The organism is Virgibacillus xinjiangensis (assembly GCF_042643145.1).
In the GTDB taxonomy this organism is placed as follows: domain Bacteria; phylum Bacillota; class Bacilli; order Bacillales; family Amphibacillaceae; genus Virgibacillus_O; species Virgibacillus_O xinjiangensis.
Genome location: NZ_JBHRSA010000019.1, coordinates 1 through 10,886, shown reverse-complemented (window position 1 = coordinate 10,886; position 10,886 = coordinate 1). Strand labels below are relative to the sequence as shown.

Annotated in this window: 12 protein-coding genes; all 12 read right to left on the bottom strand. The window is 50.0% G+C overall.

Annotated features, from left to right (window positions below):
• Positions 1 to 69: 69 nt before the first annotated feature.
• On the bottom strand, positions 70 to 489 hold the full coding sequence (locus ACFOGI_RS05315; protein ID WP_390269550.1) for a hypothetical protein: 420 nt from the start codon (positions 487 to 489) through the stop codon (positions 70 to 72).
• Positions 490 to 558: 69 nt separating this feature from the next.
• Positions 559 to 954 (bottom strand): F0F1 ATP synthase subunit epsilon, encoded by a 396-nt coding sequence (locus ACFOGI_RS05310; protein WP_390269548.1) that lies wholly within the window; start codon positions 952 to 954, stop codon positions 559 to 561.
• Between the two features lie 111 nt (positions 955 to 1,065).
• Positions 1,066 to 2,475: a F0F1 ATP synthase subunit beta gene (gene atpD / locus ACFOGI_RS05305; RefSeq protein ID WP_390269545.1), complete on the bottom strand. Its 1,410-nt coding sequence runs from the start codon at positions 2,473 to 2,475 to the stop codon at positions 1,066 to 1,068.
• 97 nt (positions 2,476 to 2,572) lie between these two features.
• The gene (atpG, locus tag ACFOGI_RS05300) at positions 2,573 to 3,430 is read right to left on the bottom strand and encodes an ATP synthase F1 subunit gamma (RefSeq protein ID WP_390269543.1); all 858 of its coding nucleotides are present in this window, start codon (positions 3,428 to 3,430) and stop codon (positions 2,573 to 2,575) included.
• Positions 3,431 to 3,585: 155 nt separating this feature from the next.
• Positions 3,586 to 5,094: a F0F1 ATP synthase subunit alpha gene (gene atpA / locus ACFOGI_RS05295; RefSeq protein ID WP_390269540.1), complete on the bottom strand. Its 1,509-nt coding sequence runs from the start codon at positions 5,092 to 5,094 to the stop codon at positions 3,586 to 3,588.
• A gap of 18 nt (positions 5,095 to 5,112) precedes the next feature.
• Complete coding sequence (locus ACFOGI_RS05290) at positions 5,113 to 5,658, bottom strand: F0F1 ATP synthase subunit delta (RefSeq protein WP_390269537.1); 546 nt, start codon at positions 5,656 to 5,658, stop codon at positions 5,113 to 5,115.
• Entirely contained in the window at positions 5,655 to 6,200 is a 546-nt protein-coding gene (gene atpF / locus ACFOGI_RS05285) for a F0F1 ATP synthase subunit B (protein ID WP_390269534.1), read from the bottom strand. Before atpF ends, ACFOGI_RS05290 begins: the two co-directional genes overlap by 4 nt.
• A 126-nt stretch (positions 6,201 to 6,326) precedes the next feature.
• Positions 6,327 to 6,533: a F0F1 ATP synthase subunit C gene (gene atpE, locus ACFOGI_RS05280; protein ID WP_085994045.1), complete on the bottom strand. Its 207-nt coding sequence runs from the start codon at positions 6,531 to 6,533 to the stop codon at positions 6,327 to 6,329.
• 90 nt (positions 6,534 to 6,623) lie between these two features.
• Positions 6,624 to 7,346, bottom strand: a complete 723-nt coding sequence (gene atpB / locus ACFOGI_RS05275; RefSeq protein WP_390269530.1) for a F0F1 ATP synthase subunit A — start codon at positions 7,344 to 7,346, stop codon at positions 6,624 to 6,626.
• A gap of 48 nt (positions 7,347 to 7,394) precedes the next feature.
• The gene (locus ACFOGI_RS05270; RefSeq protein ID WP_390269527.1) at positions 7,395 to 7,787 is read right to left on the bottom strand and encodes an ATP synthase subunit I; all 393 of its coding nucleotides are present in this window, start codon (positions 7,785 to 7,787) and stop codon (positions 7,395 to 7,397) included.
• Between the two features lie 476 nt (positions 7,788 to 8,263).
• Positions 8,264 to 10,447, bottom strand: coding sequence for a S8 family serine peptidase (locus ACFOGI_RS05265; RefSeq protein ID WP_390269524.1), 2,184 nt, complete (start codon positions 10,445 to 10,447; stop codon positions 8,264 to 8,266).
• Between the two features lie 55 nt (positions 10,448 to 10,502).
• Positions 10,503 to 10,826, bottom strand: a complete 324-nt coding sequence (locus ACFOGI_RS05260) for a hypothetical protein (protein WP_390269521.1) — start codon at positions 10,824 to 10,826, stop codon at positions 10,503 to 10,505.
• Positions 10,827 to 10,886: the final 60 nt, after the last annotated feature.

Genomic DNA, 10,886 nt, shown 5'->3' with positions numbered 1-10,886 from the left:
TCCATATAATCAATAAGTGGTTGAAAAATTGTAACTAGAATTTACACAACAATGAGGACTTGACTGATTTCACGCACCTCCGGCCGATTTCACGCACCTCCTGCCGATATCCTGCGCCTCCTGCTGATATTCCGGCTCTCCCGCCGATTCCGCGCACTTCCTGCTGATATGCCAGCTCTCCCGCCGATTCCGCGCGCCTCCTGCCGATATCCCCGCTCTCCCGCCGATTCCGCGCGCCTCCTGCTGATATTCCGGCTCTCCGGCCGATTCCGCGCACTTCCTGCTGATATGCCAGCTCTCCGGCCGATTCTTCGCGCCTCCGGCCGATATCCCCGCTCTCCCGCCGATTCCGCGTGCCTCCTGCTGATATGCCAGCTCTCCGGCCGATTCTTCGCGCCTCCTGCCGATATCCTCTCTCTCCGGCCGATTCCGCGCACTTCCTGCTGATATGCCAGCTCTCCCGCCGATTACACAGTCCAGCCACGGCACAGCACCTCAATACCGCCTAAATGCAAAAAATCTCTTATAACCTAGGTTATAAGAGATTTTCCTCCAAGATCACTGTCCCACATTAATGCGGTTCATTGCTCGTTTGAGTGCTAATTCTGCCCTTTGGAAGTCGATATTGTCCTGCTTGGCCTGGAGACGTCGCTCTGCGCGGTCTTTGGCCTCTTTGGCACGCTGGACATCGATGTCTTCTGGTTTTTCTGCAGATTGCGCAAGGATGGTGACCTTATCCGGTCGTACTTCCATGAATCCGCCGTTCACTGCCAATGGAGTTGTTTCATTTCCATTCTTCAGACGTACGGCAGCAATGGATAACGGCGCAACCATCGGAATATGGCCCGGAAGGATACCCAGTTCCCCGCTTTCAGCCTTACAGCTTACCATATCAAAGCTATCTTCCATTACGGGTCCATCAGGAGTAACAACACTCACAGTTAGTGTTTTCAATGCAACCCCTCCTAAAGACTGAGTCGAAGGCGGCTGAACCATTTATGTAAGGTAAAAAGTATCAGCCGTCACTGGAGATCAGGGATCTTCCAGCCTTCAACCTCCTGTCTATTATTCCATTCCTTTAGCTTTTTCCACTACTTCTTCGATACGGCCGACCAGGCGGAATGCATCCTCTGGCAGGTCATCGTATTTACCGTCCAGGATTTCCTGGAATCCTTTCACTGTTTCCTGAACAGGTACATAGGAACCTTTTTGTCCTGTGAACTGTTCAGCAACGTGGAAGTTCTGAGAAAGGAAGAACTGGATACGGCGTGCACGGGATACCGTCAGCTTATCTTCATCACTGAGCTCGTCCATACCGAGGATGGCGATGATGTCCTGCAGCTCTCTGTACTTCTGCAGGGTACGCTGTACTTCGGTAGCCACTTTGTAATGTTCGTCCCCGACAACTTCCGGGTCCAATGCACGGGAAGTGGAAGCAAGCGGGTCAACCGCTGGATAGATACCTTGCTCGGAAAGTCCACGATCCAAGTTGGTTGTCGCATCCAAGTGGGCGAACGTCGTTGCCGGTGCCGGGTCGGTATAGTCATCGGCTGGCACATAGATCGCCTGGATGGATGTTACGGAACCTTTCTTCGTGGATGTGATACGTTCCTGCAATTGTCCCATTTCCGTTGCCAGTGTCGGCTGGTAACCAACCGCGGACGGCATACGGCCGAGCAGGGCGGATACCTCGGAACCTGCCTGGGTGAAACGGAAAATGTTATCGATGAACAACAGTACGTCGGCGCCTTGTTCATCACGGAAGTATTCAGCCATGGTCAGACCGGTAAGTGCTACACGCATACGGGCACCAGGCGGTTCGTTCATCTGACCGAACACCATCGCTGTTTTGGTGATAACGCCGGAATCCTTCATTTCAAAGTAAAGGTCGTTACCTTCACGGGTACGCTCCCCAACACCGGCGAATACGGAGATACCGCCGTGTTCCTGGGCGATGTTGTTGATCAATTCCTGGATCAGTACGGTTTTACCAACACCGGCGCCACCGAACAGACCGATTTTACCACCCTTAACGTAAGGTGCCAGCAGGTCAACAACTTTAATACCAGTTTCCAGGATTTCCGTATCTGTTGTCAGGTTTTCAAACTCTGGAGTTTCGCGGTGGATCGGGTCACGACGTACATCGTCACCGAGCGGTTCATCCAAGTCGATGTTTTCACCAAGTACGTTGAATACCCTTCCTAGTGTTTCTTCCCCAACTGGTACGGAAATTGGATTGCCTGTATTTACTACTTCTGTGCCACGCTTCAGGCCGTCTGTGGAAGACATGGCAATGGTACGCACGCTGTTGTCACCCAAATGCAGGGCAACTTCAAGCGCAAGGTCTGCTGTTGTGCCGCCATCTTCGGACACAACTTTGAGCTTCAAAGCGTTGTATATATCGGGAAGCTGTCCGTCTTCGAATTTCACGTCGACAACAGGTCCCATTACTTGTGTAACAAGTCCTTTGCTCATCAATTTCCCTCCTAACTATCTTGCGGAAAAACCTGTCCTCTCACCAGGGGTTTTCCCTTATACTTTTACCGGCTGGTCTGCCGGAATGGTCAAGAAGCTATTCCAGTGCAGCAACTCCACCAGTGATTTCCGTGATTTCCTGTGTAATGGCCGCCTGACGTGCACGGTTATAGGACAGGGTCAGGTCATCAATAAGATCTGTTGCATTATCAGTGGCACTGCGCATTGCCGTCATACTAGCTGCGTGCTCACTAGCTTTACCATCCAATAATGCTCCATAGATCAAACTTTCCGCGTATTGCGGCAGGAGCACTTCCAGAATCGTCTGCTCACTTGGCTCATATTCATACTGGCTTCGGGTGCCGCTTTCGTTGCCGAGATCCTTGATAGGAAGGAGCTGATTGCTGGTCACCTGCTGGGAAATGGCACTCACATAGTGGTTGTAGAAGATATGAAGTTCATCAATCTCTTCATCTGTATACATCTGTACCGTTTCTGAGGCAAGTTCCTTGATATCAGCAAACTCCGGCTGATCCGCAACCCCAGTAATACTCTTGGAAACCGGAAGATCCATCTTCTTGCAGAACTCATAACCCATCCGCCCGATGGCGATGATGGTGTATTCATCCTTGGAAGAGTGGCGCTCCTGGATCGTCTGGTAAACTTTTTTCAGTACGTTACTGTTATATGCACCTACGAGACCCTTGTCGGCCGTGATGACCAAGTATCCGACCTTCTTCACTTCGCGCTCCGTCAGCATAGGATGACCGGCATCCGTCGTGGCCGCAATACTGGCAACCACTTCCTGGATCTTCTCACTGTATGGTACAAAGTTCTTTGCATTTTGTTCGGCTTTCGACATTTTGGACGCAGAAACCATTTCCATCGCAGAAGTGATTTTCTTCGTCTTTTTTGTCGAATCGATCCGACCTTTTATATCTCTGAGTGATGCCAAGCTTGTTCACCGCCCTTTCATTCGAAGGTTGCGTGTAATCTATTTACTGTCCAATACGTTTAGGTCCCGGCGTGAAAGGGAACATCCCTTTCAACCGGTCGCTTCTGCTTTTTTATTTCAACTCAAACGCCGCTGAACGGCCGTTTTCGCTTTCTTTATTCAGCAGGCAAGAATGTTTTTTTGAATGATTCGACTGCTTCGTTCATGTCGTTTTCTTCCGGCAGTTTACCGGTCTGTTTGATGGAGTCGAGCAGTTCTTTGCGGTTGTTCTCGATCCATGTGATCATTTCTTTTTCGAAACGGAGCACATCTTCGACAGCGATGTCGTCGAGGTATCCTCTTGTCAATGCATACAGACTCATTACCTGATGCTCTACTGCCATCGGTTTATGGAGTCCCTGCTTGAGGATTTCCACTGTACGCTGACCGCGGTTCAGTTTGGCCTGTGTGGATTTATCCAGGTCCGAACCGAATTGCGAGAATGCTTCCAGTTCACGGAAGGATGCCAAGTCCAGACGCAGTGTACCGGCAACTTTCTTCATCGCTTTGATCTGTGCGGAACCACCTACACGGGATACGGAAAGACCTGCGTTGATGGCCGGACGTACACCGGAGAAGAACAGGTCCGATTGCAGGAAGATCTGTCCATCGGTGATCGAGATGACGTTCGTCGGGATATATGCAGCGATATCGCCTGCCTGCGTTTCAACGAAAGGTAGGGCAGTCAATGAGCCGCCACCCAATGAGTCATTCAATTTCGCCGCACGTTCCAGAAGGCGGGAGTGGATATAGAATACATCACCAGGGAATGCTTCACGGCCTGGCGGGCGACGGAGCAGCAAGGAAAGTTCACGGTATGCGACAGCCTGTTTGGACAGGTCATCGTATACAACAAGCACATGCTTTCCGTTGTACATGAATTCTTCACCCATTGCCACACCTGCATATGGTGCCAGATACAATAGTGGAGCAGGATCAGATGCACCAGCAGTGACGACTGTAGTATATTCCAAGGCACCGTGTCGGCGGAATGTTTCAACCGTGCTTCTTACTGTGGATTCTTTCTGCCCGATAGCGACATAGATACAGATCATGTCTTCATCCTTCTGATTCAGGATGGTATCTACTGCTACGGTTGTTTTACCTGTCTGACGGTCACCGATAACCAACTCACGCTGACCTCGACCGATTGGCACAAGGGCGTCGATCGCCTTGATTCCTGTCTGCAATGGCTCATCTACTGATTTACGATCCATAACACCAGGTGCCGGTGCTTCAATTGGACGGGTCTTCGCGGTTTCAATGGCGCCACGTCCATCGATTGGTTGTCCCAGCGGATTTACGACACGACCAATCAGTTCCTCACCGACAGGTACTTGCATGATTCGACCAGTACGGCGAACTTCATCGCCTTCTTTGATTTCTGTGTAAGGACCCATGATTACGATACCGACGTTGTTTTCTTCCAGGTTCTGGGCCATACCCATCACACCGTTTGAGAATTCAAGCAGCTCACCGGCCATGGCATTATCAAGGCCATGAGCACGAGCGATACCGTCACCGATTTCGATAACCGTGCCGACATCACTTACTTCAATATCTGCATCAAACGATTCAATTTGCTGTTTTATAAGTGTGCTGATTTCTTCAGCTTTGATGCTCATACCATTTCACCCCTATCCTCATTTATCTGCCGTTACAATGTTGCGCTCGATCCGTTTCAGTTTTCCACTGATGGAGCCGTCATAGATGGTGTTGCCCATACGGAGCTTGATGCCGCCCATGATCGAAGGGTCCACCACGTTCTGAAGCTTGACTTCCTTCTTGCCGATCCGTTTGGCAAAGGAATTCTCCAGCTGCTTCAATTCTGTATCGGAAAGCTGGCGCACAGAGTAGACTTCGGCCTCTGCGATTCCCAATGCATCATTCCTGAATTGCACCAAATGATCAATAATGGATGGCGTAGCCTCCACGCGATGACGTTCCACCAGGAGTTTCAGGGTGTTGACGACATCTTTGCTAAGACCTTGGAACACGTCTTCCAGGAATTGCTTCTTTTTCTCCAGATCCACACGGGGATGCTTCAGGAAAGTGACCAGATTATCGTTGGTTTGAAAAACTTCCTTCACTACACGAAACTCTTCCACGAATTGCTCCAGTGCAGCCTTTTCGTTTCCCAGCTGGAAAAGAGCTTCTGCATAGCGCTTGGCAACTAGTGCTTCACTCATAGCTCTTCTCCTACCTCTTTAATATAATCGTCAATCAGTTTTTCCTGATCCTGTGCACTGAGTTCTTTCTCAATAACCTTGCTGGCAATCAGTACAGACAGTGAAGCGACTTTATCCTGCAGCGCCTGCAGCGCTTTCTCTTTTTCGTTCTCGATATCAGCCTGTGCAGCTTCTTTGATACGAGCTGCCTCTTGACGGGCGGATTCGATGATCTGCTGTTCCTGCCTGGTTCCGGCAGTTTTCGCTTCTTCTATCATCTGTTGTGCTTCCTGTTTCGTCTGTTTCAGCTGTTCTTGAGCCTCTTTGGAGGCTTTTTCAGCGTCCGCGCGATTTTTCTCAGCAGCTTCGATTTCTCCAGCTACATATTCCTCACGCTTTTGCATCATATTCATGACAGGTCCCCAGGCGAACTTCTTGACCAGAAGAAGCAGTACAATGAAGAAGAACAGCTGTGTAAGCATGTCCCCTACATGCAGTCCGCCAAGTGACGCTTGAATGATCAAATTATCGGCAAATGTATGCACAGAATTCACTCCTTTCATCGGCCATTACAGCGACATTATATGTGTTTGTCCATTCGATTCCATATGTGTTCATCCGTAGTACAAACAACGGCGAAGGTTCTTCAGGAAGATAATCTTCGCCATCATTGTGTCGTCTTGATTCAATTACATTACCATTAATGCGATAACTACCGCGATGATCGGCATCGCCTCAACCAAACCTACACCAATGAACATCGTTGTCTGAAGCTGTCCTCTGAGTTCAGGCTGACGGGCAATCCCCTCAACTGTACGACTTACGATCAAACCGTTACCTACACCAGCACCAAGTGCCGCCAATCCTACTGCTATTGCAGCTGCTAAAGCTCCCATAATATAAATCCTCCTCAATAATTTTTGTATAAATTTATTATTCCAGCAGTAATAGTACGAGACTACTAATACTGGCTGATTCACCAAATTCTAGTGGTCATTGGAGACCTTATGCGAAATGTAAACCATGGAAAGCATGGTGAAAATGAATGCCTGGATACCACCGATGAATACACTGAAGCCCTGCCATGCAAGGAACGGTATAGCACCACCGAGGAATCCGAGTACGCTTGATGTCGTCAGTCCCACCAACAGGGATAAGAGAACTTCCCCCGCATAGATGTTACCGAATAGACGCAAGCCAAGCGTCAAGGTGTTCGAGAACTCTTCCACTATCTTAATTGGAAAAAGGTATGGCAGCGGTCGGAAATAATCTGCTGCATACTCTTTGCCCCCACGAAGCTTGATACCATAATAGTGGGTCAGAATGATAACCATTGATGACAATGTCAGGGTGATTCCAGGGTCGGCAGTCGGTGATTTCCACCATAAGTCATGCCCGACAACCCCATTGGTGATGACCCCCAGCAAGTTCCCTACAAGGATGTAGGTGAACAGCGTAAGTGCCAACGGCAAGAACAGTTTGCCTGTCCGCCAGTCCATGGTATCGTTGATGATCCCTTTGACAAAGTCAAGGAGCCATTCCATCACATTCTGCGCCCCGCTTGGTTTCATCTGAAGTTTCCTGGCACCCAGCACACACAGGATAAACACGATCAAGGAAGTTACCGCGATCATGAATACGTTCGCCAGGTTGAAATCCAGCCAGGAGATTCCAAATACATCTTCCACAATTGGAGCCGTATGATCCAATACTCTCACCTCTCTTATTATTTTATTGAATGAATTCACATGATCTCTCTACCGGTCCGGACTGTCCTTCTTTTTATTGATTATCAGTTGTATAAATAGATCAAGCATCATAACTATGTATGAAGTAACCAGTCCGATCACGACAGCGATCATATGAAAGTGTTCCTCAAACCGGAGAGCCACCAGTACGGCCGCTGCTGCTGCAGCCATCCGCGAGAAGGTGCCGATCCCGAGCCTGGAACCGCCCTTTTCAACACTTTCTCCTAACAGATCCGTCTTCCGCTGGAGCAGCCAAAGATTGTAGAAGCTGACTGCACTGCCCAGCAGCAGTCCATTGAAGATACGTATGTATGGCGTGAAACCGGCTCCAAGAACCAATAATGCGAGAAGATAGAACATCCACTTGCGCTGACGTCTTTGCATTGAATCATAGTCGAACATGTCCATCCTTCTCCCCACACCTGTTACATCACTGCTGAACCACTCCGCATAACCTGTGGATGGATGTTTTCTGACAAATTTCGGTTAAAAATTACAAAAAATGCGATTTGTTGAAAACCTTCTCATCCCACACTACGCAAGTTTACAATAGGCTCGCCTTCATTGTCAATTGCGATTACCAGCTTATTTCCATTATAAATAAGCCGCTTTCTAATAGGGTTTGATAGCGTTTACTTTGGCGTTTTGACGCGGTTTCGTTAAATAGTTATTGACTCGGTTTTCATCTATGCTGGCTCACACCTATTTTCCGTCGCTCAGCTACGACACACCGGGCACTGTGGACAAATGCTGTTATAGCAGCCATTCCAGGGCCTGAAGCCCCCTGAATACAACAAAAGTGACATTTTTGTGAACATGCTATGGACGATGCTTGCACCTGTCCAAGATTTGTTCACAACCATGTCACTTTCTCGTCATTATTCCACATGGAACAGCAGCTCTCTGCTCTCCTGTTCCCCATTTTCCAGATAGGCGGTGATCACCGCGATATAGGTGCCTGGTGCGCCGAGATCCTCGCCTGTCAACTTCCCTTCATTCTGGCCTGTCTCAGGTTCTTCCACCCGCAGCAGATTGCGTTCGAACATCAGGGTGTCTGGATCATATAAATCCACTTCCGCTAGAACCGCTTTTTCTGTAAGATAAAGGTGGTATTCAAACGCATTGTCTTCAAACATGCGTGGTTCCAGTTCGAATCCCATCACTTTCGGCTGATTTGCGTGCTCATTCACGAACAGGTAGGGCAGCTGGAATTGCTGGTCTTCCTCCCTCAAGGCAAGCCACCCTTGATGGACTCCTTCCTCCAGCTGCATGGTATTTACGTTCAGTTTCACCGGGAGTTCTGCGCTCTCTCCCGGGTCCACCTCCAATGCAGCGGGGAGGTCCCAGGTCAAACCCTTCTGTTTTTCCGGTATGTCGAAGGTGTAGGTCTTTGTACGATTGCTGTGATTTTCCACCTTCAGCACCTTTGTTACCGTGTCGCGATAGCCAGCCATCGTGCCGAAGGAGAGCATGGGATCATGGATGATCGTCTCTGCATCCACTGCTTCCGCTGGGCGGATTTCCCCCATCCCCTGAATCGTTGCATGCATTTCTGGCTGGCGGTCCTCCCCCAACGGCAATGCCGTGGTCATCAATGCGCCGAACAATTGCTCATTGCTCCAATCAGGATGTGCCTCTTTCAACAACGCAAGCGCACCGGCAACATGGGGAGCCGCCATGCTGGTCCCTTGCATTTGCTGGTACCCTCCAGGTACGGTGCTCACGATTTCCGTTCCAGGAGCGATGACATCCGGTTTGATATCCCAATTGATGGTCACCGGACCGCGGGAACTGAACTCCGCCACCGCTTTTTCCATCTCCATATAATTCGTCTCCAGACGCACCGGCCCGGCTGCCTGCAATTGTTCCTCCAGCCATAAACCAGCTTCACGCGGGATGACCGCAACCGGGATGGAAATCTGCTCATCGTCCATCCCGATCGATCCGTTCAGTGGGGCGTCTTCATTGTTATAGATGATAACCCCCGCCGCACCTGCTTCTTCTGCACGCTTGGCCATTTCATAAAAGGGGATCTTTTCGCGTTCAAATAGAGCAATCTTTCCGGTGAGGGCAGCATTGTCCCCACGTGTGACCTGATACGCCCTTTCCAACTGCCATGGGACCGATCCATGCATGGTGGAAAGGGGAATCGATGTATCTGAGGGGAAGTGGTAAAGAAATGGCTGCTTCCTCTCTGGACTCGCAGCCCCCACCCCCAGCGCCTTGGATGCAGTCGCCGGAGACCCCACCGTCCAGTCCCCGGGGCCATTATTCCCATTGGCAAGCACAACTGCCACTCCAAGCTCACTCGCACGGTTGACTGCCATGCTTGTCGGATAATCCGGTCCATTCACGGTATTGCCCAACGAGAGATTCATAATGTCGACCCCATCTTTTACCGCCTGTTCCATGGCTGCAATCACTTGGATGCTGGTCCCCGTGCCGCCCGGACCAAGTGCTCGGTAGGCATAAATCTCTGCTTCCGGTGCCACCCCCTGGAGTTCCCCGTTTGCTCCGATGATACCGGCAACATGGGTTCCATGCATAGTCGGCGGACCTTCGCCGGCCAACGTCTCCATTGGGTCATCATCCAAATCGACCAAGTCATAGCCCCCCTGGTAATTTGCCTGCAGGTCCGGATGGTTGTAGTCGATCCCCGTATCGACAACTCCCACCTTGACACCTTCACCGGTATAGGAAGTAGTATTCAGGGCAGATGGAAGGACCCCATCTTCCCCAGGCTCTGCCAGCACAGACGAATTCTGCATAGGAGCAGCTTCATAGGTTCTGACCTGATGGAGCGATGTAACGAATTCCAATTCATTCAATACTTCCAGTTTCTTAGGGCTTCCCCGTAATGCCAGTCCGCCGAATAACTGGTCATACACGGCAACCACTTCAATCATCGGATGATGTTTTTCCATATATTCCTTATGTTCGTCCGGGTCCCCTTCCACTTCCACGATCAAAGATTGGACATCCTTTTCCGCGGCAAGGATCACCGGGGAAAACAAGACAAGGGAAGCGAACAGTAGGAACATCCCTGCTGTACAGCGGCACATGGCAAGACTCCTTTTTCTGCTTAGCATTAGCCGACAGAGTGAAAATATACAACTCTTAGTAATGAAGGGATGAGATGGATGGACGCGCTTCTGGTGAGATGTTTGCTGTATTGCCGATAATGTCGCTATGCTGCCGATACCCCCGCTCTCCTGCTGATTTCCCGAGCGTGATGCTGATATCCATGCTATGCTGCCGATTTCCCGAGCGTGCTGCTGATATCCTCGCTCTCCTGCCGATTTCCCGAGCTGTCCTGCCGATATACCCGCCCTCCTGCCGATTTCCCGGGCGTGCTGCTGATTCCCCCGCTCTCCTGCTGATTTCCCGAGCGTGATGCTGATATCCTCGCCCTCCTGCCGATTTCCCATGTGTGCTAGTCAAGTCCTCATTGTTGTGTAAATTCTAGTTACAATTTTTCAACCACTTATTGATTATATGGAA